Genomic DNA, 23,977 nt, shown 5'->3' with positions numbered 1-23,977 from the left:
CAGTTGACCCAATCGGGCATAGCGCTGCTGATAGAGCGGTACGAGGCGCAAAAGCGCGAGCTACATCCCGATCCGAAAGAGTAAGGCCGCCTCAGCCTGGTGGCCGGCGCTGCCGCGAGATCACTGAGCGGGAGCCGAGACCGGCCTTAAGGAACGAAGCCGGCTTGCCGGGAGTCAACTTAGGGCTTCCGGCCGACTCCTCAGCCCAGGCCGGAGGAAAACCTCCAAGGTTGGCGGCCCCGGCGGTTCTGGGGCCGTTTCCCGGCGCGCTTGCACCTCGTGTGCTCGGGTTGGATGAGCCCAGCAGGTCGGGGACGATGCCGAAGGGCACTTCTACTAAGAGGGGTCTAAAAGGTTTGTGAGGCCGGAAGAAAGAAAGGATGACCGAGTTGGTTGGAATGTGAGCTTGTGGCGATCATTCATGACCATTCGCCGAATACATCTGAGGACAAGCCTGACGGAGCCCCTGAATGCAAGCAAGGGCATTGCAGGGACCGAAAATTCGGGCCTGTATTGCGAGAATGAAGACTGCCGAGAATTTATCTCCTTAGCGGTTGGTAAGCCACCACGGGGAGACACAATCGAAATCGTTGCTGATCCACCTGGAAGTCAGCAGCTTTTCATCTGTCCGGCGTTGTGTGTACCGAAAACCAGCTACACCCGAACGTAGTGGTGGTGAAGACCGCCGAGGATGGCGTGTGATTTGATGCTTCCGGTCCGCTGAACCGGGCGAGAAACCGGCGCATCTTTGTCCAACGACCTATGCGTTCTGACACAATTGTAATGGTCGGCGTATGATTTCAGGACCCGACGCAAATGCACCTCGCCCAGGACAATGATGTGGTCCAAACACTCGCGGCGGATCGATCCGATCAGCCGTTCGGCAAAGCCATTCTGCCACGGCGAGGCTGGTGCAATCGGCTTGTCGCGGATGCCCATGGCGCGCAATCGCCGCGTAACGAGGCTGCCATAGATGCGGTCACGATCGCGAATGAGGTATTTTGGGGCCTGATCCCAAGGAAAGGCCTCGGTGATCTGACGTGCAACCCATTCGGCCGTCGGGTTTGCTGTGACGTTGATCCAGACCAAGTCTCTGCGGTCCAGTCGGACGATGACGAAGGCATAGAGCAGATCGAAGCCTACGGTCGGAACCATGAATAAATCCATGGCGGCAATGTCACGCGCGTGATTACGCAGGAAGGTCCGCCATCCCGGGCTTGGTGGGCAGCGTCGTTTGACCATGTACTTGGCAACGCTTGATTGAGCGACCTCAACCCCGAGCTTGAGAAGTTCGCCATGGATGCGCGGCGCGCCCCAAAGCGGATTTTCGATGCTCATCTGCAGGATCAATCCGCGCAGCTCGGTGTCGATCGGCGGTCGTCCTCCCAATGGGCGCGACTTCCAACGCCAGTAGCAGCGAAAACCGGCCCTGTGCCAACGCACGAGCGTCTCGGGCCGGATGATGGTGAGAACCTTCAGGATTGATGGAAACCAGCGATACAGCTGGATCAAGAACCAGCGATCCCGGTTCGTCAGCCGGACGCGGCCATGCAGCCTTCGCCTCAAGACAATTAACTGATGTCGCAGCGCCGCGTTCTCCGCTTCAAGCCGCAACTTCGACCTGAATGGCAAGGCCAGCACGGCCGACACGAAATTGAGCAGCCGGATCATTCCGCCAGCTTAGGCGATTCCGTCACCTCATCAACTCGGATAAAATTTTCGGTACACACAGTTAAAGCAGCCGAGCCTGGCTCTCCATTCTGAGCGAAGCTGTTGCCGAACATGGCGTTTATGAAGCGCTGGCGTGGGACTCTCTAGGACAGCATCGGTCTACGCTGCGACTGCCCTCCCCAGCGTTTCTACAACGCTTCCGGGAGCGGAGTTTCGAACAATCTTACGGACAGAAAGAGGCTCAGGAAAACAATGCGTACTAAGGACATGAAACTTGGCTGTGAGGTGCGATGTAGTGCCACTATCTTTTCCTGTCAGGCCAATATGGGTGTTGCTGGTGAACTCGGCGCGGTCGTCGCGAACGATCACGCGCGGGCAGCCTCGATTTTCAATGATGTGGCCGAGTTCACGCACCTCGCGCAGGGCGGCGGGTGTCGATAAGCGACTCGAGTTGCCTGTCTGCGTACGCGGACGGCCTGTGAACAGATCGGCGATTAGCGCGTCGGAAGTCGGCGACGAAGCGGGCAGAATGAGCTTACAAATTGGCGCGGTGGGTTCGCTACCGTTCGCCGACGCTTATTCAACCGATATTCGACGACTTCGCCGATCTGGATCTAAGCCATTGAATTTCTTGGCGCTCCCTAGGGGAATCGAACCCCTGTTTCAGCCTTGAGAGGGCCGCGTCCTAACCGCTAGACGAAGGGAGCGTGAGACCTCAGGCAATAGCCTTGAAAATCGAAAACTGCAAGCGAGCTTGGCTCAGGGTTCGCTGACGAAACGCAGTTTTCCTGATGGTTTCAGCGTTTTTGCGTCGAATGTGCGAATTTCGGTCGTCCCGCCTACATCAAGGGTCACCACCAGGCTGTCGCCGGCGATGCCGGTCGACACGATGCGCGCGCCCTTCGGCAGTGCCGCCGTGATGTCCGTCGTGGCGACAGGGCTTCCCTCCGCGCGGTAAAAACGATAGCCGATGGCGATGAGGACCACGGACACCGCCAGCGCCGAGGTCAGGGCCGCGATCAGCATCATCCGCCGCACCCGCGCGATCAGGGCGGCCTGCTCTTGGGTCGGTTCAGGGAACGTTGTTTCGGTCATGCGCGGCTGTTTAAACATGATCGGCGGAAGTGGAAACCGATTTTGCCGAAGAAAGTAAGCGCGAACGCAGAGGAACAGGACCCGCCGGCCCTTGGCGGCTCCCTTGGGGTCCAGAGGCTGGCCGTCACCGTTCAGGGCGACGAGGGCTCGCCCCGGCTCGACCGTGTCCTCGCGCAGCGCCTTCCGGAACTGTCGCGGTCACGGCTGAAGGCGCTGATCCTCGCCGGTTCCGTCACGGTGAAGGACGCTCCCGTTCGCGACCCCGCGTTTCACGTCGCCCAAGGCGATGCGGTCGGAATCGAGGTTCCGGAAGCGGTCCCGCCGGAGCCTAAGGGCGAGGATATCGCGCTCGATATCATCTATGAGGATGACGATCTTATCGTCATCGACAAGCCGGCCGGCCTCGTGGTGCATCCCGCCGCCGGCCATGAGAGCGGCACACTGGTCAACGCCCTGATTGCCCATTGCGGCGCCGGCCTTTCCGGCATCGGCGGCGTGCGGCGTCCGGGAATCGTCCATCGGCTGGACAAGGACACCACCGGCTTGATGGTGGTCGCGAAGAACGATCAGGCCCATCAGTCACTGACCACGCAATTTGCCGACCATGGCCGCACCGGAGAAATGGAGCGCGGCTATCTGGCCTTCATCTGGGGGGTGCCGAACCGCCAGCGCGGCACCATTGACGCGCCGATCGACCGCCACCCGTATGCGCGCGAGAAGATGGCGGTGCGCGAGCGCGGCCGCGAGGCGATCACCCATTGGGAGCTGAGCGAAGCGTTTCAGGGGCACGACGGCAAGCCGGTCGCCTCCCTGCTGGCCTGCCGGCTCGAGACCGGACGGACCCATCAGATCCGCGTGCACCTCGCCCATATCGGCCATCCGCTGATGGGTGATTCCGTCTATGGCCCGCACTTCAAGACCAAGGCCAGCCATCTCGGCCCCAACGCGCAGGCCGCACTCGCCGCCCTAGGCCGCCAAGCGCTCCACGCTTACCTGCTTGCTATCGAGCACCCCCGAACCGGAGAAATTTTGCATTGGGAGCTGCCACTACCGGAGGATTTGCTTCTCCTGAAACGCACCCTGGAAGGTGGCGCTATGACGCACCCCTTGGAAAAACCTTGATATGACAATAAGTTATATCAGCCACACGGGGACGTGACGTCAGCAATCCTTCCCTATCACGCCCCATTGGGTGTAATGTTGCGTTCGCGTTGAATACCCAACGCGGAACATCGCAAGCCGGCCGGCTTTAACACAGCGGCCGCCTGCCGGGCCCGCCGCTATCGGGGGCCTGAACCACTGGAGGGCGCTAGCATGGCCCGTACAGCTACGTTACCGGTTCTCAATGGAGAATCCGGCCTCTCAAGATACCTCGCCGAGATCCGTCGGTTCCCGATGCTGGAACCGCAGGAGGAATATATGCTCGCGAAACGTTGGCGCGAGCACGACGATCGCGACGCGGCACATAAACTCGTCACCAGCCACCTCAGGCTCGTGGCCAAGATCGCCATGGGCTATCGCGGCTACGGCTTGCCGATATCCGAAGTCGTTTCGGAAGGCAATGTCGGCCTGATGCAGGCGGTGAAGCGGTTCGAGCCCGACAAGGGCTTCCGCCTCGCCACTTACGCCATGTGGTGGATCAAGGCGTCAATACAAGAGTACATCCTGCGTTCCTGGTCGCTCGTGAAAATGGGAACCACCGCGAACCAGAAGAAGCTGTTCTTCAACCTGCGCAAGGCGAAGAGCAAGATCTCCGCGCTGGACGAGGGTGATCTCCACCCCGACCAGGTGAAGCTGATTGCCAAGCGCCTCGGCGTGACGGCTCAGGACGTGATCGACATGAACCGCCGTCTCGGCGGCGACGCGTCGCTCAACGCGCCGATCCGCGACGACGGCGAAGCGGGCGAATGGCAGGACTGGCTGGTCGACACCGCGCCAAACGCGGAAGCCCTGATGGCGGAGAGCGAAGAGTTCGATCATCGCCGCCAGGCGCTGACCGGCGCCATCAACGTGCTCAACCCGCGCGAACGCCGCATCTTCGAGGCGCGGCGCCTCGCCGACGAGCCGATGACGCTGGAAGACCTCGCCGCCGAATTCGGCGTCTCCCGCGAACGCGTGCGGCAGATCGAGGTCCGCGCTTTCGAGAAGGTGCAATCGGCCGTCAAGGGCACGATCGCCAAGCAGGAAGCGGCGCTCGAAGCTGCGCACTGACGGCGCCAGCATAGTATGTAAAAGCCGGCGGCAACGCCGGCTTTTTTTTGCGCCGATGACCGCTTTCTACTCGCCCCACTCCCGCGCCATGTTCGCCAAGGCGCAGCCTTCGCAATAGCGGGCGTCCTTGAAGTCGATCCAGTTATGGGCGTAGACGCGCTCGAGCGGGATGCTGTAGCGGGTGCGCAGGATCTTCACCAGGATCCGCCACGCCGCGATTTGCGCCTCCGTGGGCGGGCGGGTCACGTCGGGGTAGTTGCCGGCGAATTCGACGCCGATCGAATTGCTGGCGACGACCTGGTGATAGGTCGGGCCATTGTCGATGTATTTGTTGTCGTTGCGGTTGGCGCCGTCGCCATGGGTCGTGACGAGCTTCTCGTCGACCGCCCAATAGACCGTGCCGTCGGTCTCGACCCACACCATCACGCCGCGCCGGCTCGGATTCCTGGATTGCGCCTGCGCGCCGCCGCGGGCCGAGCCTGCCGGTCCTTCGGTCTGGTGCACGATGATGTTGCGCCAGGGATGGGACCTTGCGACATCGCCCCAGGGCGCGAGCCACACCATCTTGAGACCGGGGATGTCAGGCGCGCCCGATGATCGCGCGATCGCCGCAAGATCGGGCGTCTGCGCGAAGGCCGACGTGACGAGCACAGCGGTGCAAAGCGCCGCCGCAGGCAGGCGAAGGTTCATGCATCAGCCCCCGTGATGCGGCTTTCGTGACACGGCTTACGCCGTCTTGCGGCTCATGATATCAGGCATGTCGGCAATTTCGGGCACCAGCGGCGGCGCCGGTTCGGAGATCGCATAGCCGTCGCGGCCGCGCTTCTTGGCTTCATAGAGCGCCTGGTCGGCGGCGGCGATCAGGCGGTCCGGATAGGCGCCGATCTCCCTTGTCCATTGCGCAACCCCGATCGACACCGCGATCGGGATCTCCTTGCCCGCGCATTCCGCGGCATCGGCACGGCACACCTCGAGCACGCGGCGGGCGATCATCGTTCCCTCGCGCAGCGAGGACGACGGCAGCACGATGCAGAACTCGTCGCCGCCGCTGCGAGCCAGCATGTCGCCGGGCCGCAACCGGGTCTGCGCCATCAGCGCGAAATGTTGCAGGCAGGCGTCGCCGGCGGCGTGGCCATGGTTGTCGTTGATGCCCTTGAAGTCGTCGAGATCGATCACGAGCAGCGCGAACGGCTCGGCGCTGCGCGCGGAGCGGGCGCATTCCTCGGTCAGCCGCTGCACCAGATGCCTGCGATTGCCGACCCCCGTGAGGTCATCGACCAGCGCGAGATCGGCGACCTCGTTGCGCAGCCGGTCGATCGCCATCAACAGCAGGCCGAAGTTCCAGGCCATCGACAGGAAGATCACGATCAGGATCAGCGCAGCCTGGATCCCGTTGAAGTCGACGATCGAGAGATCGCCCCCGACGTGCAGCAGCGCGAGAACGGAGCGCGTGCCGTGGCCGATGATGAGTAGGACGCAGCAGATGGCGGCCAGCCGGGCTCCGGCATTCTGGTCCTCGCGCCGCAGCAAATGCAAACTGATCGCCGCCGGCACGATCTGTCCGAGGGAATAGACCGCGATCCGCGCCGCAATGTCGTCGTGCACGAACTGGAAATAGGCGAGGCCGATGCAGGTGAGGCCGATGCCGAGCGCAGGCGCGCGCCAGGAGATCGGCACAGTGTAGAAGCGCTGGACGCCCATCACGACGAACCAGCACGCCAAGGTCAGAAGCGCATTGCAGCCGATCAGCAGCAAGGGGAAGTCGATCACGCCGCGCAGCATCGAAGCCGCGGCGCCCGCGGTTGCCGCAAATGCCGCCGCGGTCCAGAACCGCGCCGCCTCGAACTTGGGATAGCAGCGCTGCACGTAGACCCAGACCAGGCCGAGCGCGAAGAAGTTGGTGACGGATACCGTCCACAGCGTCGGAACGCTCAGCACCGCAAATCCAGGATCTGCATCCTGCCCCTTCTGTAGGTGAACGGGCCGCCCGTGACGGCTCTCTCGCGGCGGCAACATGCCGTCATCTGGCTTAATGGACTCTCAATTCGATGGTCTATTCGATGCTGTGGTTTTGAATCGATGAAGATCGAATTTCCGCAGCATTAACCTTGTCGGGTCGGCCATTCGATGCGGCGGAGGCCTGTGGACATGCTGGTTCGGCGAAAAATCGCGTCAAAGACGCACAACAGTTGTGGATAACGCGATGACGGCGAGGTGACAGCCCGCGGCAGCACGCCGCGAATCTGTTGAGCTTCTCAATCGAGGATGTTGCGAGGTTGGCCCTCCGCCAAGCATGCCTCGGCGTCGCGTTTCAATCCATTAAACCCTGAGAGGATACTATGGCTAAGAAAGCGAAGAAGGCGAAAAAGGCGAAGAAGGCCACCAAGAAGAAGAAGGCCAAGAAGTAACTGTTTCAGCCCGGGCGGCGGCGCGCGCTCGCCCTGCCCGGGCGCTCAGAACCGGGGTTGTCAAACCGGCGGGCCTGCGGCCCGCCGTTCGATTTTGCGCTGCTCCGATTGGTGCCTTGCAAATCGCGCATGCTACCGCCGGCCATCCCGCGCCAGCACCATCCGCTCCGCCTCGCGGATCACGTCCAGCGGCACCCAGGGCTTGGACCAGAATTTCGCGCCATCCGGCAGCTTCCGCCGCAGCGGCTTGCCCGAGGTGACAATGACGCCGAGGGCGGGATTGCAGCGCTTGGCGATATGGGCGAGCTCGACGCCGTCCTTGTAGCCGGCGAGCTCGACATCGGTCATCATCAGATCGAGAGCCTCGCCGTCGTACTGCAAGATCACCTCCGCAGCCTCGGCGCTGGCGCATTCGATCACGTCGAAATCGCTCTCTTCCAGCAAGAGCCCAATCATCTGCCTCTGCATCGGGTCGTCTTCAACGACGAGTGCTTTTCCGCGAAGCGGCCTTGGCTGTTCCATCGGCGCCTCCGTTCGTGAAATAAAAGAGGTTAAAGCCCGCACCGCGGACTGGTTCATTTCCAATTTCGAAAAACTCGCGGAACCCTGTGCTAGAGATAGTCACTACATTCCCTGGGAGCAGGTGGCATGACGACAATCTGCGGAAGTGCGGTGGCCGTCACGGGGGCCGCCAGCGGCATCGGCCGGGCGCTCGCGCTCGAGCTTGCCACGGGCGGCGCCGATCTGGCGCTTGCGGACCGGGATGAGCCCGGCCTTGCCGCGGTGGCCGCCGAGATCGGCAAAGTGGCCCCGCGGAAAGTCACGGTGCATCGCGTCGATGTCGGCGAGGCCAGCGAGATCGCGGGCTTCGCGGACGCCGCAACCCGCGCGCATCCGTCCCTCAACATTCTCATCAACAATGCCGGCGTCTCCCTGCTCGGCCAGTTCCATGAGATCGACCAGGCGCAGATGGAGTGGCTGTTCAACATCAACTTCTGGGGCACGGTGCATGCGACGCGCGCTTTCCTGCCGCAGCTCGCGCGGCAACGCGAAGCGCATATCGTCAACGTCTCCTCGATCTTCGGCATCGTCGCACCGCCCGGCCAGACCGCCTATTGCGCCTCGAAATTCGCCGTGCGCGGCTTCTCCGAAAGCCTGCGGCATGAGCTAGCGGTGGCGGCAAGTCCAGTGCGGCTGTCAGTGGTGCATCCCGGTGGTGTCGCCACCAACATCGTCCGCAATTCCCGCACCGGCATCGCCGTGTCCGACAATGCGCGCCGGGCACAATTGATCGAGCGGTTCGATGCGGCTGCCAGGACGACGCCGGCCGCCGCCGCGCGCATCATCATCGCTGGCATCGAGAACAACCGGCCGCGCATCCTGATCGGCCGTGACGCCCGCTTGATGGACCTGCTGCAACGCTTCCTACCGGCGACCTATTGGTCGGTGCTGCAGCGGCGCCTCGGGAGCGAAACGGCGCAAGCGGGGAAGTGACGCGTTCGGAAGTTGTCGCCTCGCATGGTGGCAAACCCCGCACAGGAGAATGAGAGCCCTGCGACAGCAGCGAAGCAGATGCCGGGGCGAGGGGACCGTCCGTCTTACATACTGCGTGATCGGCTGAAAGATCGAGGCAATGAGGCGAGGAACAGCACGAGGCAGACGCAGAGCAAGACGATGTCCTTGAAGATGAACTCGCCGGTCAAGTTCCAGGCCATCGGGTCGGTCGACCAACTCCATTTAACGACACCCGGTGTCGTGAAGAAGAACGACCAGGTGATGGCGAACGTAATCACGCCTAGCAGCGAGCTGATGGCTGACAGGATCGGGCTGAATGCGCCCGCCGCAAGGAGCACTGCGATACCAAGCTCGGCAACGCCGAGGAAATACGCTTCTCCCCGCAGGCCAAGCACCGATAACCACGAAATAAATGGACTGTTGCTGATGTATTGAACGATGCCCTGCGCCGACTGCAACGTGAATTTCTGCATGCCAAACGACACGAAGATCACAACCATGACCCAGCGAAGGATAGCCAGCAGTCGATAAGATCCCTCTCCACTTTCGGCGACGTTGAAGGGTGTCTTCATCCGGATCACCTCTTGCCTGGACTATACTGACGCGTTGAAGGTCATGGCATCCCGTACGCACGGGCGGCGCCCGCCGTTACGAGGCCTCGTTCACAACGATGTGTATGGGACGGATCGCGAGCGAACCGATCGTAGGCAATGCGCGTAGCCGAGCCAATGCAGGTGGTGCAGCATGGCGCCGCAGCAACGCTTGGAACGTCGTGGAAGAACGCCCACACCGTGAGCAGAGGTTGCGACACAACGAAGTTCTGCTTGATTTCCACGACTTGCCTGCGAAGTTGTCAGAGCATCCGGTCCGGCGAGCTGACGCCGTAGCCTCGCTCTATCCCGATTGATGGGAGCCGCTAATGATTTTCAACAGCTCCGGGTGACTGCAGCGCATCGTCGACGCCATCGGCCGGGCCGCATCCGCGGCGCTCAATTCGTAATCAGCCGCGCGCTAAAATTTTGGCACCGCAGACATCTTTGATCCAGAAATATAAATCATATCAGTATGATAGTAGATATTGCATGCAGCATACATAATGTTGTTGCCGCTAACCTTCGATTGAACCAGACTTGGCGACGTCAGGGGACGAATGAACGTCAATGGAGACGCTCGCTGGAAGTCTGCCGGCAGTTGGGAGGAAGCAATGAGCGATCAGGTGTCCGCTATCGGCGCGACAGGCGCCATCAGGCCAACCGGCGTGCGCTGGAATATCTTCCTGCTGATGCTGTTCCTGATCTCGATCAACTACATCGATCGCGCCTCGCTCTCGGTCGCGATGCCGCTGATCTCCAAGGAGTTCGACATCGATCCGGCGATGCAGGGCCTGATCCTGAGTTCGTTCTTCTGGACCTACGCCGCCATGCAGATTCCCGGCGGCCTGCTCGCCGACCATTACAAACCGCGGATCGTGATCGCGCTGGCGACGATCTTCTGGGGCGCTTTCCAGGCGATCGCCGCAGTGGCCACCAACTGGTGGGTGTTGCTGCTGACGCGGCTTGGACTGGGCGCATCGGAAGCGCCAATCTATCCAGCGGGCGGCAAGCTCAACGCCATCTGGATGACGCAGAACGAGCGCGGGCGTGGCGCGACGCTGCTCGACGGAGGCGCGCCGCTCGGCGCAGCGCTCGGCTCGATCGTGATCGCGTGGTTGATCGCGATCTTCGATTCCTGGCGCATCGCCTTTGTCATCGCCGGCGTCGGCACGATGCTGTGCGGCTTGTGGGCATGGTACTACATCCGCAACCATCCGCGGCAGCACCCGTCGGTCAATGAAGCCGAAGCGCGCTACCTCGAACAAGCGCATGAGCTGGAAGACGCCGCCACGCCGCCCTCCTCCGGCGGAAGCTGGATCGCCTATTTCCGCTTCCGTTCGGTATGGTGCATGTGCCTGGGCTGGATGTTCTTCAACACCACCTTCTATGGCCTGTTGACGTGGATGCCGACTTACCTGTTCAAGGTGCACAATTTCGACATCAAGGTGCTCGGCGGCGCATCCTTCATCATCTTCTTCGCCGGCTTCGTCGGCGAACTGGTCGGCGGCTGGATCGGCGACCACTGGCGCAGCCGCGGCGGCGCGCCGAACCTGGTATTCCGCACCCTGTTCGGCATTGCCGCGATCATGGCGACGGTATCGATTTTCCTGGTGGCCTATGTGCGCGACCCCGTGACGGTCGTGGTGCTGCTGTCCTCCACGTTGTTCTTCCTGCGCTGGTGCGGGATGTACTGGGCGATTCCTTCCGCGCTTGCGGGACGCGACAAATCGGGCTTTCTCGGTGGTTGCATGAATCTCGGCGGCAATATTGCCGGCATCATGACGCCGCTGGTCGTCGGCTTGATCGTCCAGGCCACCGGCTCCTACTTCCTGGCCCTGATGTTCTTCGCTGCGGCCGGCGTTGCGTTACTGATCTGCTCGACGCTGATCGACTACAGCCGCAAATTGCCGGTTTAGACACGCTGATCGGCGGATGGCCGCGTATCTTTGAGGCTGCAACATGACTAGTCCGGTCCGGCTCGGCATGCTGACCCCTTCGTCCAACACCGCGCTGGAACCGATCACCTATGCGATGCTGGCCGGTATCGCAGATGTCTCGGCGCATTTCTCGCGCTTCAAGGTGACCGAAATCGCGCTGTCCGAATCCGCGCTCCGCCAGTTCGACGACAGCGAGATCCTGCGGGCTGCCGAGCTGCTGGCCCATGCGAAAGTGGACGTCATTGCCTGGAACGGAACATCGGCGAGCTGGCTCGGCTTCGAGCGCGACGAGCAATTATGCGAACGGATCACGGCCGCGACCGGCATCAAGGCCCGCACCACCGTGCTCGCCTACCGCGATCTGTTCCGGCGCCGCAGGATGGATCGCATCGGACTGGTGACGCCCTATCGCCGCGACGTGCAGGACAAGATCATCGCCAACTGGGCCTCCGAAGGCTTGCACTGCGTCGCCGAACGCCACCTTTCGCTGCAGGACAATTTTTCCTTCGCGGACGTGCCGGAGAGCGAGGTGGCGGCATTGATCGAAGAGGTCGCACGCGAGGGCTGCGACGCGGTCGCGGTGGTCTGCACCAACATGCGGGGCGCCAGCGCCGCCGCGCAACTCGAGGCGATGCTCGGTGTCCCGGTGTTCGATTCGATCGCAGTGACCCTGTGGGCATGCCTGGCCGCAACCGGCGTTGATCCGTCGTGCATTCGCGGCTGGGGCCGCCTGTTTCAAATCCCGATTGAGGGCCACAGCCAAGCTTATTGACGCCCTCCACGGGACACTTGAAGGTGCGAAGATTCATGACCGGAACGAAAACTGACCGTGACTGAGACCAAAGCGACCAAGACCAGGAAAGAGGCTAAATCGCGCCGCGGCGTCACCGCGCTGCAACGGCGACGGTTGCGCGTGCCGCGCACCGGCCTGCATGAGCAGGCCGCGACGCGGCTTCGCACGCTGATCGTGCGCGGCGATCTGAAGCCTGGCGAGCAATTGCTCGAAGGCGATCTGTCCGAGGCGCTCGGCATCTCGCGCACGCCGCTGCGCGAAGCGCTGAAGCAATTGGCGGCCGAAGGTCTGGTCGAACTGCGCCTCAACCGCAGCGCCGTGGTGGCGCCGTTTCGCCGCGATGAATTGACCGAGCTGTTCGAGGCGGTGAGCGGTATCGAGCGGTGCGCCGCCGAGCTTGCCGCGACGCGAATGGTTGAGCGCGACGTGGAGCGACTGCAGGCGCTGCAGGAGCGGATCGAATTGCACCACGACCGCGGCGAGCTGCGCGAATATTTCGAGGTCAACCAGCAGATTCACAGCGCCATCGTCGGCTTCGCCCGCAATGCAGTGTTGAAAGCCACGCATGATATCCTGCTGGCACGGGTGGAACGCGCGCGCTTCTTCGCACTGGCAGTCCATGGGCGATGGGACGAATCGGTGCGCGAGCATCAGGACATTCTGGCCGCGCTGAAGGCCGGTGACGCCGACCGCGCCGGACAGTTGCTTGGCCATCATGTCCGCCGCACCGGCGAGATCATGGCCGCCACGCTGGACTCCGATGCGGACGATGCCAGCACCGCGAAGGCTCGACCCAACATGCGCCACATAGCGAGAAAGGCCGGGCCGTGAAGATCCTGCTGCTCAATCCCAACACCACGTCAGCGGTGACCGACCTGCTGCATGCGGCCGGCGCGCAAGTCGCCTCGCCCGGCACCGAGCTGGTGACGATGACGGCCAGCCGTGGCGTGCCCTATATCGCGACCCGGGCCGAGGCCCAGATCGGCGGCGCCATCGCGCTGGACATGCTGGCTGAGGCCAGCCCCGGTGTCGATGCCGCGATCATTGCCGCCTTCGGCGACCCCGGCCTGTTCGGGGCGCGCGAACTGTTCGATATTCCAGTGGTAGGTCTTGCCGAAGCGGCGATGCTGACCGCCTGCATGGTGGGCCAGCGCTTTTCCATCGTGACGTTCGCCCGCGCGCTCGCGCCCTGGTACCAGGAATGCGTTGCCATGCACGGTCTTTCCGCACGTTGCGCCGGTATACGGACGCTCGACGATGGCTTCCGATCCATCGCCGACGTCCAGGCCGAGAAGGAAGACATGCTGGTGACGCTCGCGAACCGCGCCGTCGAACAGGATGGCGCCGATGTCGTCATTCTTTCCGGCGCGCCGCTGGCCGGCCTTGCCGCGAAAGTCAGCCATCGCATTCCGGTTCCGGCGATCGATCCGATCGCGGCGGCGGTGCGGCAGGCCGAGACGCTCGCAGTCCTGAAGCTGCGCAAGCCCATCGCCGGAACGTTCCGCCGCCCCGATGCCAAGGCGACCATGGGGCTGGCGGAGCCGCTGGGCGCGGTCATCGAGCATCGGCAGCGACATGATGCCGAAGGAGGATCCAGCTGATGCCGTTCGACACCATCATCCGCGGCGGCACCGTTGCGACCGCCGCCGACACCTTTGCCTGCGACGTCGGAATTCAAGACGGCAAGATCGCTGCCCTGGGGCACGATCTCGGCGCGGCGGAGACGATCATTGATGCCACCGATCGCCTCGTGCTGCCCGGCGGCATCGACAGCCACGTCCATTTTGCCCAGCCATCCGGCGATGGCATCGTCATGGCCGACGGCTTTGCCAGCGGCACGCGCTCGGCGGCGTTCGGCGGCAACACCACCGTGCTGCCGTTCTGCCTGCAGGAGAAAGGCCAGACGCTGCGCGAGGCATTGCGGCGCTACCACGCGCTGGCGGACGGCGAATGTCATGTCGATGTCGCCTTTCACCTCATCGTCACCGACCCGACCGAGCAGGTGCTCGGCCAGGAACTGCCGGCGCTGGTGGAGGATGGCTACACCTCGCTCAAGGTGTTCATGACCTATGAGGGGCTGGCGCTGTCCGACCGCGAGCTGCTCGAAACCATGTCGGTTGCGCGCGAGACCGGCGCGACGCTGATGGTGCATGCGGAAAATTTCGACGCCATCCGCTTCCTCACCGATCGTCTCGAGCGCGCCGGCAACACCGCGCCGCGCTTTCATGCGACCTCGCGGCCGATTCCGGTCGAGCGCGAGGCCACGCACCGCGCCATCTCGCTGGCCGAACTCGTCGACGTGCCGATCATGATCGTGCACGTGTCGAACCGCGGCGCGATGGAGGAGATTCGCCGCGCCCGGCAACGCGGGCTGAAGGTGATGGGCGAGACCTGCCCGCAATACCTGGTCCTGACCGAGACCGATCTGGAACAGCTCAACATGGAAGGCGCCAAGTACGTGTGCTCGCCGCCGCCGCGCGACCTCGCAAGCCAGCAGGCGTGCTGGGAAGGCCTGCAGCAAAAGGTGTTCTCCGTGTTCTCGTCCGACCATTGTCCGTTCCGCTATGACGACCCGCAAGGAAAGCTCGTGCCCAAGGGCCGCACCAGTTTCCGCTGGGTGCCGAACGGCATTCCCGGTGTCGCGACGCGGCTGCCGATCCTGTTCTCGGAAGGCGTGGTGAAGGGCCGCATCGACCTCAACGATTTCGTCGCGTTCAGCGCGACCAATCACGCAAAAATCTACGGCCTCTACCCGCGCAAGGGCACGATCGCGGTGGGATCGGACGCCGACATGGCGCTGTGGGATCCGAAGCGCAAGGTCGCGATCCGCCATGAGCTTATCCATGACGGTGCTGACTACACGCCCTATGAGGGGCTCGAGGTCACGGGCTGGCCGGTGCTGACGATGGTGCGCGGGCGCGTGGTGGTCGATGATGGCGTCCTGGTCGGGGCCAAGGGCCATGGCACCTACCTGCCGCGGAGCAAGCCGGCGGCGGCAGCAAATTTCACATCTTAGTCTCGATCTGACGGCGGGAGATCAACATGCCTTATGCAACGACGGACGACGGCGTGCAGCTTTATTTCGAGGAAACGGGAGCCGGCCGTCCCGTCATCTTCGTTCACGAATTCGCCGGTGATCTGCGCAGCTACGAACCGCAGATGCGGCATTTCGGCAAGCGCTATCGCGCCATTGCCTTCAACGCGCGCGGCTTCCCGCCGTCGGACGTGCCCGAGCAGGTTTCATCCTATTCGCAGGCACGCGCCGCTGACGACATCCTCGCGGTGCTCGATCATATCGGCGAGCGGCAGGCGCATATCGTCGGCCTGTCCATGGGCGGCTTCGCGACGCTGCATTTCGGCCTGCGTCATCAGCAGCGGGCGCTGTCTCTCTGCATCGGCGGCTGCGGCTATGGCGCCGAGCCCGACAAGCGCGAGACGTTCCGCGCTGAAGCCGACGTGATCGCCGACATGATCCGGCGCGAGGGCATGTCGGCATTCGCCGAGCGCTATGCCTACGGGCCGACGCGCGTGCAATATCAAAACAAGGATCCGCGCGGTCACGCCGAGTTCAAGGCGATGCTGGCCGAACATTCGGCGACCGGATCGGCCAATACGCAGCAGGGGGTGCAGAAGGAGCGGCCATCGCTCTATTCGCTGGTCAAGGAGATGAAGCGCATCACCGTGCCGACGTTGGTCATCACCGGCGATGAGGATTGGCCGTGCCTGTTGCCGGGCATTCTCATGAAGCAGAGCATTCCCTCGGCCGCGCTTGCGGTGATGCCGAATTCGGGACACGCGATCAATATCGAGGAACCGGAGGAGTACAACCGGATCGTCGGCGATTTCCTGGCCCAGGCCGAAAGCGGCCGCTGGCCGCTCCGCGATCCACGGGCGGTCAGCACCTCGATCACGGGAATGAAGGACGGATAATTCGAGCCAGATCGGTCCATATGCCTGCGCGGCAAACGCAGTGGAATCGACCGAGGGAACGGCCGTGGCTTCCTGGAAATTCGCGATCGTTGACGCGATGTTATGGTTCACGCGGAACAAATTGTGCGGGTCGTATCGCTGCTTGATCGCAACGAGGCGCTCGTAGCGTTCGCGGTCGGCAGGCCGATCATTTCTGATGTAACCAGATTTGCACGCTGGGTTATCATGCCGTAACGAATGAAAACCACATTTGCTCCCATCAACAGGTTGTGGAGTCTCACGTGGACAGGTCTTCTTTCCGTACTTCCCCTTCCAGCGAGCCTTCGTTGTGGACGCAATGGAAAAGCGAGCGCGAAGTCAGGCGAGCAGTTCGCGCGCTCACTGCGCTCGACGATCAAATCCTGCGTGAGATGGGTATTCGAGACCGCTCCCAGGTCGAGTTCACCGGTCGATTTTGTCGCGAGTGTTGACCGCTCAAGCCCCGGCGTCGAATACGTCGATGCGTATGCTGTCCCGTACGTGACGGCACCCCAAAAGGACCTTGCCACCAGGTTCTGTGAACTTTACCGCGTTGCTGACAAGGTTGCGGAGAACCGTCCCGAGAAGGACGGTATCGCTCATGATGGAAAATGTCGTGGGCACCAATCGAATTTGAACTCCGAGCTGTCCTGTCAATCGATCGATAGCGCTTTGGCCGAGCTGGAGCAGGTGCAGCTCTGATATTGTCCGAGCGCCATCGCCGAGGCGATCGTGAATGTTTCGGATGATCTGGAGCGGTTGGCGAAGGTCGTGACCTGCGATGGCGAGGAGAGTCCTCGCAAAATCGCAGGCGTCAGTCTCGTTCGGTGATCCAATCATTCGATGTTCGGAGTTGAGACTGCCGGCACTCGCGGCACTTCTTCTCTGCTGTTCCGCGCATCAAGCACCACTCTGCCCGTCGAGGACAATTGACCCTAGTCCGGAACGACCGGCGCCTTTGTCTTGCGCAGACTATCCATCACTTGTCGGTCCAGGTTCAGATGTGCATCCACCAGTGGCGATGGAGTCAGTGCCATCCACGTGTCCAAAGAGAAGTCGACAAAGTAAGGGCTCTTGAATGTCTCGAGGAACCGCAACGGGCTCGTGCCAGTGTTCTCAAGATAATGGCCCATCGCGATCGGCACGTAACCGACATCGCCGGCTCGCAGGTCGAAGGTACGCGCCTGGCCCTGCCCCGCAAATACGCCCATGCGTGCCTGCCCCTCGATGACATAGAGCCACTCGTCTCCGTTCGGATGCCAGTGCAGCTCGCGCAATCCGCCCGGATGGACCTCGACCAGTGCCGCTGCGGTCGTGGTGTTGACCGGAAACACGGTCGAATCGCTGATCCGCACCGTCCCGCTCGAGGTCTTGATGGGATCCTGCGCCATCAGGCGGGAGCTGAAGCTCTGCGACACGGGCGTTGCTCCCGGAATGCTGTCCCCGCTGAGCGGGCCCGGCAAGGGAGCCGGAAAAATGTAGCGCTGGCTCTCCTCGGGAGTATGGTCGAACAACGACGCCGGCATCCCAAAATTCTTGCCGAGCACCTCGTTCGGCGTGCGCTTGAGCCAATCGGCGATCATGAAGGTGTTGTCTTCATCGAAATCGCCGTCGTCGAAGACGAGAAGAAATTCGCAACCGTCCGGACCGAGGCCCTGGATGGAGTGCGGAACTCCGGAGGGGAAGAACCAGAGGTCGCCGGCACCGACATCATCGACGAAGTAGCGCCCGTTGGCATCGACCGCCGTGATGCGGGCTGTGCCGTAGAGCATATAGGCCCATTCGGAAGCCTTGTGCCAATGCATCTCGCGCACGCCGCCGGCGTTCAGCCGCATGTTCACACCGGCAAGGGCCGTCGCAACGCCGAGCTCGCGGCGCGTCACCTGGCGGGTCCAACCGCCCGTCTCGAGCCGCATATGCGCGTCGGAAAACGAGAAGCGCAGGTTCGGCAAGCTGCCGTGATCGGTCGAGGGCGGCACGAGCATATCCGGGTTTTGTCGGTCCCGCGTCAGATCGCGGGGGCCATGATCAGTGCCGCCGCGACCTGGCCGCTGCGGCTGCGGGATCGTGTCTGCGGATTGAGCGTGCGCGATAGCGGTTGTCGTGAGAAGACCTCCAGCCGCGGTCGCTGCCAGCATTTTGCGACGAGAAATGGCATCCATGATTTCGTGTCCTGTGGTTCGAGGATCCAGACTGGTGCTGCCGTGGACGCGCGGGCCTGAAATCTTCGCAGATCTATCGATTGCCGACTGTAGATGCAGGGCGCGGCCGCTCACCATCAATCCTATATGGATACACGGTCCTCTCGGCAGAATTGAAAAGATCGCAGTATCACTGTGCACCCGCCGCATCCGCGCGGCCAAATGCCCAAGTCGATCGCGCCAATGAACGTAATCACCATCTGCTCGCAATAAGTTGACAGCGTGATACGAGCCGGAGGAATACTTCGAGGTACGTGAAATGCCGTGATCGCTCGCGCGACGAAGATCACGGGAGTGCGATCACCCTGCGCAGACAACTCCTCTCTCGGTCAGCAGGTTGGGGCGAGGACGCGCACCGGCGGGACGCTGACGCGAGATCAAACCCGCGGTAAAACCGCCGCCGCAGATCACGACCGTTCGTGATTTCAACGCCTTGACCCTCAAATCCATCCTCAGCTGAAATCGCCGATCGCTTTCGGATCCTGCGCGGCGGGATATGGCTTGCCGCGAAACTGCACCATGTCATCCGCATGCACCGCGGGCAGGCCGGGATAGCTAATCATGCGCCCAGAACACCTTGCCGACGTTCCCGCCATAGATCGGATCAGCAAAACCAGCCTGGACGAAAAGCGGATACACCAGTTCGTTGAACCAGGCCGCCAGCGGCAGACATCCGGAATACTGCGTGCTTCCGAACGTCTACGGAAGTGAAACGATTTCAGTTTTCAAATGAGTGCGCTGCACTTCTGACCTTCGGTCGATCAGCATGTCGCTGCGCGATACAGCCTTTCGCCATGACACCGCTTGCGCCGCGATACACTCCGCCAACGGCCTTTGGGATTGATCTCCCCGATGTCGCATTTCTCCCGCAGCCCCGCGAGACTGCGGCCCGCAAGATCGCCGCCATCTTCTGTAACGGCATAGTGACTTGGCTTAGCGGGATTTTACGGGACCGACCATGGAAGCCTGCCTACATCGTTCCTCATCAGGATAGGCGCTGACAGGGCGCAGATAAGATCGCAAATGCTTCGCAATAATGAAGTTCACGCTGTTTACCAGAGTAACCCTCGGAGACAATGTCATGAAACGGCTTCCGCTCGCGCTCGCAATCGCCGGTATGAGCTCGCTCCTCGTTAGTAGTGCCGATGCAAGGTCTGCCTACGACGGCCCTTGGAGTCTCCTGTTCGTCACGCAATACGGCCCTTGTGATCCGACGTACAATTTCTCCGTCAACATCATCAACGGGATCGTGACTCATCCCAATCTGGTAAACTTCAGGGGGCGCGTGGCTCGATCCGGCGCAGTTCGCGCCTCTGTGACCGTTCACGAGAAATATGCCTCCGGATCTGGCAGGCTCGTCGGTCCATCAGGTCGCGGAACCTGGAGCGGACATTCCGGCAATGCGCGCTGCGCCGGCTATTGGACCGCCCAGCGCAACTGATCAGCCTGCGCAATACCCACGCGGCCCTCTCTCGGTGACGCCCGCGTCAGAAACTGGCTGACGGACCATCAGTGGTGGCTTTCCGCCGCCGCGCGCACCTTTCTCAATCTCTCCTGGTGCAACAGCCGCCCATGCCGGACGATCGCTTTTTCCAGCAACCCTGCCAGCTTCACGCAAGCAAGATGGTCATTATATTCAGCAGTTTTCCGAAAAGGATGTCTCGATGGTGTCTACGTACGCCAGCTACAATTCCGTCGTTCGCAACCTCCAGCAGTCCCTGACGCGAGTTGCGCAGCAGCCCGACGTGGCACGAAGCGCCGCCTACTACCAGGAAAACATAGGCGATGTAAGAACCGTCGATGATTTTCTCAAGGACGATCGGCTCTACCAGTATGCAATGAAGGCATACGGGTTGGAGGATATGATCTATGCAAAAGCCTTCATGAGAAAGGTGCTGGAGAGCGACCTCCTCGACGCGAACAGCTTCGCCAACAAACTGACGGACAAGCGCTTTCGAGAATTTGCCGCCGCATTTTCCTTCACAGGCGCTGATACGCCTGCTGCGCAATCGTCAACCCAGACTGACGATATGGTCGGCCTGTATACGGCACAAGTCCAGAGCCGGGTTGAGGCGATCGACGAAGATACGCGCTACTACAATGCCACGATCGGCGGCGTCAAAAGCGTGGATGCACTGTTGAACGACGACCGCCTCCGCACGTATGTATTTTCGGCGTTCGATATCGATGACAGCAATTGGTCGCGCGAGACGATACGGAAAGTCTTGAGCAGCGATCCATCCGATCCGAGCAGTTACGTCAACACGACCCTGGCTCCCCAGCGGGACGAGCTCAATGCCAAGATTGATCAAGCCCGCGCGGATGCCAGCGACGCCAATTCGAAGATAGCGGAGTATATGGCGCAGCTATCACAACCCGGCGCCGATGTGACCGATCTGAGAGCGAAAATCACGACCCAAGCGAACCGGCTGGCGAAAAGCAACGCAGATATATCCAGCTACCAGAACTCGCTTGGCATGATCGGCCGGTACTTCGACCTCGCCGGCGCGTTCGAGTTTTCGGCAGATGGAACGCTTGCCTCCGGCACGTCCGCTCAGACCGATGACAACCGGAACAGCACCAATGAGAAGTTTGTCCTCAGCAAGGGCGCAACATATCTCGACGCTGAGGAAGAACTGGAAACCCTCGCGATAACGCAGTTCAGGGCCAGCGTCTACAGCATAACATCAGTTGAACAGTTCGTGTCTACGCCGAACGTGTACAACTTCGCGCTGAAGGCGGTTGGTCTCGATCCGGAAAACGTCTCGCCGGTCACGATCAAGGCTGTGCTCACGAGCGATTTGGCCAACCCAATGAGCTATGCATATACCGCCGGAGACGATCGATATATACAGCTCGCGCACGCTTTCAACTTTGACAGCAAGGGCAACCTGACAACGCCTCTCGTGGCGCAAAACTCGGCTGAAGTCACGCAGATTGCAAAGGACTACATCATTGCAAAAACGCGATTTGCAAGCGCTGCGGAAACGGACGGACTTCGAGAAAAGGCCGAGCAGGACGCCGCGTATTATCAGAACACAATCGCAGACATAGAGAGCGTTTCCGAGCTGCTCTCAGACAGGAAATTGGTCGATATCATCCTTGTTGCAAGAGGCCTGGATCCCGCGACGGTAACCAACGAGTATCTCAAGAAGGTCTTCAGTTCCGATCTGGAGGATCCCAAAAGCTTCGCGAACAGCACCAGCGACTCCCGCTTCGCGGAGATCGCCGCATCGTTCAATTTCGACAAGGACGGCAACGTCAGCCGTATCCCTGCAATAGGACCGCAAAAACGAGACCAGCTTCTGGAAACGCAGAACAGCTATCTCCAGCAAACGCTGGAAACGCAGCAGGGAGACGCGAATGCCGGCGTTCGCCTGGCGCTGTATTTCCAGCGAAAGTCTGCGCAGATCACCTCTGCCTACGATATCCTTGCCGACCCAGCTCTCGCGCAGGTGTTCCGAACCACCTACAACCTACCCGACGAGCTGGCGAGCATGGCAATCGATCAGCAAGCAAAGATCGTGGAAAAGCACCTCAACCTGAAGGATCTCGCCGATCCGGAAAAACTTGGAGCGCTGTTACACCGGTTTACTGCCATGTACGACCTGAAGAACAGCAGCCAGGTTTCGTCACCAGGGCTCGCCATCCTGCAAGGGTCGGCCGCAGGCATCAGTCAAGACACGCTCCTGTCCATTGCGCTGTTGGGCAAGCAGCACTGAACAGCCGCAGCGCCCGACGATGGAGGCCACGCCGCACCCGTGGCGCTCCCTTGGTATACACGGGCTCGCGGGCAGACCGGCTTCGGCCTGACGGACCGTGGCGATCGCAGAAGATCCGATGCAACACCCGTTGGCCTTAGGGGACGTCGGTTTCACGTAAGGTTCGCGTGATATCCAGCAAATCAGATTTGCCTGTGCGCCGACAAACCATGGCCGAACCAGCAACCAACGAGACCGCAGCCCCAGCGACGTCGACTGCCTCGCAACCGCCCTCCACCGACGCGGGCAAGGGCGAAGCGCCGCAGACGCGACCGGGCAACAAGGCAAGAGCCGCCGCCCCTCGTGTGGCCGCAGCTACCGTTGACGAGCTGCTTGCCCAGGAGGCGCTCGCGACTCTGAAGCGCACACGCGCAAAGCCCCGCGGAGAGCCCGTCAGGCCCAAGGCGCGTGCGCCCATCCCGGCTGCCACACTCGTCGTCAAGAAGCCGCAGCCACGGACATGGATGGCGCCGTTCATCACGCTTGCGATGATCGTCGCGATCTCCTCTCTCATCTCCATCGGCGGTGTGGCCTACTTGCTCTTGCGGCCCATTGCCATCAACGCAGCATCGGATGCCGAGCTCCGCAACCTGCGTGAGGCGATGTCGCAACTGCGACGCACTGTTGCAACCCTATCAGGCGACGTCGCGGCGAGCCGCACAGCATTGGACGCCACGAACAGGGCCACGAGCGACCGATTTGGCCGCCTGATCCAAAGCGTCGAGCGCGTCGAAAGAGATCAGTCGTTATCGGCCACAAAGATCGACCGCATGGCCGAGGAAAAGCCGCAGGTTGCGCGAACCGTGGCGGCAGTTTCATCCCCTGAAGTCACCGGCACCATTCAGCCGCGGCCGGCCACTGCGCGACAAGAGATAATTCAGGGCTGGCGCGTGCGGCGCGCCTACGAGGGCGTTGCCATTCTTGAAGGACAAACAGGTGTAATCGAGGTTGCACAGGGCCAGGATGTGCCGAACCTGGGCCGCATCGAGGAGATCAAACGCGAGAACGGCGGCTGGCAAGTATTGACCAGCAAGGGCATCATTGTTTCCGTGCGCTGATGTTGCTCCTGTGCGACCTGATCGCATGGACCGACCTACGCGCCCCGATGTGACCGATTGCGTGCAGTGCTTGGCATGCCAGGAGTGGCAATGCCGGCACTGCACCTTCCCGCTTTCCGCAGATTCCGCTCACGCCGTAAACGCGCCGCACGCTCCACAAGCTGCATGTCGATGCGCACGCCTTCGACGCCATTTTCGCACGGCAACGTTGCCCAACTATCGAAGAGGCTGTTTGACGTTCGTCGAAAACGATCTCTTCGAAAGACGAACACCTTCTACGACAGTTCCATGACGATGATCCCCACTCGTGGTGCTCTGACCGACAGAAAGCTATGCACTCCCGTCTCAACTTAGAGGAGTGAAATGCCAAGTATTCAAACAAATCTGACGAGTTGGCGTTTCAATAAAGCAACATTCACTCGCTGATGAGTTGTCTCGCATGAAATGCTTAGTTCAATTGCTTGACGATCAGACGGCACTTCGACGTAATGGACGTGTCCCGATTCGACAGTGCACGAGCAGATGTTCATTCTTGATGTGACCTTCAACAACAAGACGCTGTTCGCTTCTCGCCGCAACGACGGTCGGATGTATAGAGACCGAACTGCAACTGCAAAGACAGTGCTGAGGAATTCCAAAAGATTGCCGAGCAGCATCACCACGGCAGCTTTCCTCATCGCCGCGAACGGCGGCACCACCCGCACCTGATCAAGCTCTCGGGCGAACCAGACGCGCGTGTTTCGGTCTCAGTATCTTGTGTCGTGTCAGTACCTGTTGTTTTGCGTA

Annotated in this window: 20 protein-coding genes, 1 tRNA gene and 1 pseudogene; 13 read left to right on the top strand and 9 right to left on the bottom strand. The window is 61.5% G+C overall.

Annotated elements, in window-relative coordinates; all coding sequences use genetic code 11:
- Positions 1–654 precede the first annotated feature (654 nt).
- The 3 genes from J6497_RS03350 to J6497_RS03340 form a co-directional block, all read right to left on the bottom strand.
- Positions 655–1,338 carry an integrase core domain-containing protein gene (locus J6497_RS03350; RefSeq protein WP_225702768.1) on the bottom strand — a complete coding sequence of 228 codons (684 nt, stop codon included), beginning with the start codon at positions 1,336–1,338 and terminating at the stop codon, positions 655–657.
- A gap of 965 nt (positions 1,339–2,303) precedes the next feature.
- Positions 2,304–2,378, bottom strand: a tRNA-Glu gene (locus J6497_RS03345).
- A gap of 52 nt (positions 2,379–2,430) precedes the next feature.
- Positions 2,431–2,766, bottom strand: a complete 336-nt coding sequence (locus tag J6497_RS03340) for a hypothetical protein (RefSeq protein WP_225702767.1) — start codon at positions 2,764–2,766, stop codon at positions 2,431–2,433.
- Between the two features lie 117 nt (positions 2,767–2,883).
- Here J6497_RS03340 and J6497_RS03335 point away from each other — a divergent pair, with 117 nt between their 5' ends.
- Both J6497_RS03335 and rpoH read left to right on the top strand, forming a co-directional pair.
- Positions 2,884–3,888, top strand: a complete 1,005-nt coding sequence (locus J6497_RS03335) for an RluA family pseudouridine synthase (RefSeq protein WP_225702810.1) — start codon at positions 2,884–2,886, stop codon at positions 3,886–3,888.
- A gap of 192 nt (positions 3,889–4,080) precedes the next feature.
- The gene (rpoH, locus tag J6497_RS03330) at positions 4,081–4,977 is read left to right on the top strand and encodes an RNA polymerase sigma factor RpoH (protein ID WP_225702766.1); all 897 of its coding nucleotides are present in this window, start codon (positions 4,081–4,083) and stop codon (positions 4,975–4,977) included.
- A 66-nt stretch (positions 4,978–5,043) separates the two neighbouring features.
- Here the strand turns inward: rpoH and J6497_RS03325 are convergent, their stop codons facing one another.
- The 3 genes from J6497_RS03325 to J6497_RS03315 all read right to left on the bottom strand — a co-directional run bounded on the left by J6497_RS03325 (position 5,044) and on the right by J6497_RS03315 (position 7,907).
- A complete protein-coding gene (locus J6497_RS03325) occupies positions 5,044–5,667 on the bottom strand; it encodes a peptidoglycan recognition protein family protein (protein ID WP_225702765.1) in 624 nt (207 codons plus the stop codon).
- A 36-nt stretch (positions 5,668–5,703) separates the two neighbouring features.
- On the bottom strand, positions 5,704–6,915 hold the full coding sequence (locus J6497_RS03320; RefSeq protein ID WP_225702809.1) for a GGDEF domain-containing protein: 1,212 nt from the start codon (positions 6,913–6,915) through the stop codon (positions 5,704–5,706).
- Positions 6,916–7,517: 602 nt separating this feature from the next.
- Positions 7,518–7,907 carry a response regulator gene (locus J6497_RS03315; protein ID WP_225702764.1) on the bottom strand — a complete coding sequence of 130 codons (390 nt, stop codon included), beginning with the start codon at positions 7,905–7,907 and terminating at the stop codon, positions 7,518–7,520.
- Between the two features lie 126 nt (positions 7,908–8,033).
- Here J6497_RS03315 and J6497_RS03310 point away from each other — a divergent pair, with 126 nt between their 5' ends.
- Positions 8,034–8,879 (top strand): SDR family NAD(P)-dependent oxidoreductase, encoded by an 846-nt coding sequence (locus tag J6497_RS03310; RefSeq protein WP_225702763.1) that lies wholly within the window; start codon positions 8,034–8,036, stop codon positions 8,877–8,879.
- Positions 8,880–8,983: 104 nt separating this feature from the next.
- Here J6497_RS03310 and J6497_RS03305 read toward each other — a convergent pair whose 3' ends face one another.
- Positions 8,984–9,472, bottom strand: coding sequence for a DUF417 family protein (locus J6497_RS03305; protein WP_225702762.1), 489 nt, complete (start codon positions 9,470–9,472; stop codon positions 8,984–8,986).
- Between the two features lie 632 nt (positions 9,473–10,104).
- Here J6497_RS03305 and J6497_RS03300 point away from each other — a divergent pair.
- The 6 genes from J6497_RS03300 to J6497_RS03275 all read left to right on the top strand — a co-directional run bounded on the left by J6497_RS03300 (position 10,105) and on the right by J6497_RS03275 (position 16,153).
- Positions 10,105–11,409 (top strand): MFS transporter, encoded by a 1,305-nt coding sequence (locus J6497_RS03300; RefSeq protein WP_225702761.1) that lies wholly within the window; start codon positions 10,105–10,107, stop codon positions 11,407–11,409.
- A 43-nt stretch (positions 11,410–11,452) separates the two neighbouring features.
- Complete coding sequence (locus J6497_RS03295) at positions 11,453–12,202, top strand: maleate cis-trans isomerase family protein (protein WP_225702760.1); 750 nt, start codon at positions 11,453–11,455, stop codon at positions 12,200–12,202.
- A gap of 141 nt (positions 12,203–12,343) precedes the next feature.
- The gene (locus J6497_RS03290) at positions 12,344–13,054 is read left to right on the top strand and encodes a GntR family transcriptional regulator (RefSeq protein WP_312010210.1); all 711 of its coding nucleotides are present in this window, start codon (positions 12,344–12,346) and stop codon (positions 13,052–13,054) included.
- Positions 13,051–13,824, top strand: a complete 774-nt coding sequence (locus J6497_RS03285; protein ID WP_225702758.1) for an aspartate/glutamate racemase family protein — start codon at positions 13,051–13,053, stop codon at positions 13,822–13,824. Before J6497_RS03290 ends, J6497_RS03285 begins: the two co-directional genes overlap by 4 nt.
- Positions 13,824–15,239, top strand: coding sequence for a dihydropyrimidinase (gene hydA, locus J6497_RS03280; RefSeq protein WP_225702757.1), 1,416 nt, complete (start codon positions 13,824–13,826; stop codon positions 15,237–15,239). Before J6497_RS03285 ends, hydA begins: the two co-directional genes overlap by 1 nt.
- Before the next feature lie 26 nt (positions 15,240–15,265).
- Complete coding sequence (locus tag J6497_RS03275) at positions 15,266–16,153, top strand: alpha/beta fold hydrolase (protein WP_225702756.1); 888 nt, start codon at positions 15,266–15,268, stop codon at positions 16,151–16,153.
- Between the two features lie 102 nt (positions 16,154–16,255).
- Here J6497_RS03275 and J6497_RS41875 read toward each other — a convergent pair.
- Both J6497_RS41875 and J6497_RS03265 read right to left on the bottom strand, forming a co-directional pair.
- Positions 16,256–16,351 (bottom strand): annotated as a pseudogene (locus J6497_RS41875) (BBE domain-containing protein); the annotation flags it as partial.
- Positions 16,352–17,106: 755 nt separating this feature from the next.
- A complete protein-coding gene (locus J6497_RS03265; RefSeq protein WP_225702755.1) occupies positions 17,107–18,333 on the bottom strand; it encodes a cupin domain-containing protein in 1,227 nt (408 codons plus the stop codon).
- Between the two features lie 1,120 nt (positions 18,334–19,453).
- Here J6497_RS03265 and J6497_RS03260 point away from each other — a divergent pair.
- From J6497_RS03260 to J6497_RS03245, 4 genes are all read left to right on the top strand, one after another.
- Positions 19,454–19,813, top strand: a complete 360-nt coding sequence (locus J6497_RS03260; protein ID WP_225702754.1) for a hypothetical protein — start codon at positions 19,454–19,456, stop codon at positions 19,811–19,813.
- A gap of 223 nt (positions 19,814–20,036) precedes the next feature.
- On the top strand, positions 20,037–22,094 hold the full coding sequence (locus J6497_RS03255) for a DUF1217 domain-containing protein (RefSeq protein WP_225702753.1): 2,058 nt from the start codon (positions 20,037–20,039) through the stop codon (positions 22,092–22,094).
- A gap of 503 nt (positions 22,095–22,597) precedes the next feature.
- On the top strand, positions 22,598–23,191 hold the full coding sequence (locus J6497_RS03250; protein ID WP_225702752.1) for a hypothetical protein: 594 nt from the start codon (positions 22,598–22,600) through the stop codon (positions 23,189–23,191).
- A gap of 510 nt (positions 23,192–23,701) precedes the next feature.
- Positions 23,702–23,899 carry a hypothetical protein gene (locus J6497_RS03245; RefSeq protein ID WP_225702751.1) on the top strand — a complete coding sequence of 66 codons (198 nt, stop codon included), beginning with the start codon at positions 23,702–23,704 and terminating at the stop codon, positions 23,897–23,899.
- Positions 23,900–23,977: the final 78 nt, after the last annotated feature.

The organism is Bradyrhizobium cenepequi (assembly GCF_020329485.1).
In the GTDB taxonomy this organism is placed as follows: domain Bacteria; phylum Pseudomonadota; class Alphaproteobacteria; order Rhizobiales; family Xanthobacteraceae; genus Bradyrhizobium; species Bradyrhizobium cenepequi.
Note: the sequence above shows the minus strand (reverse complement) of the source record. Positions and strands in the feature narration are given on the sequence as shown.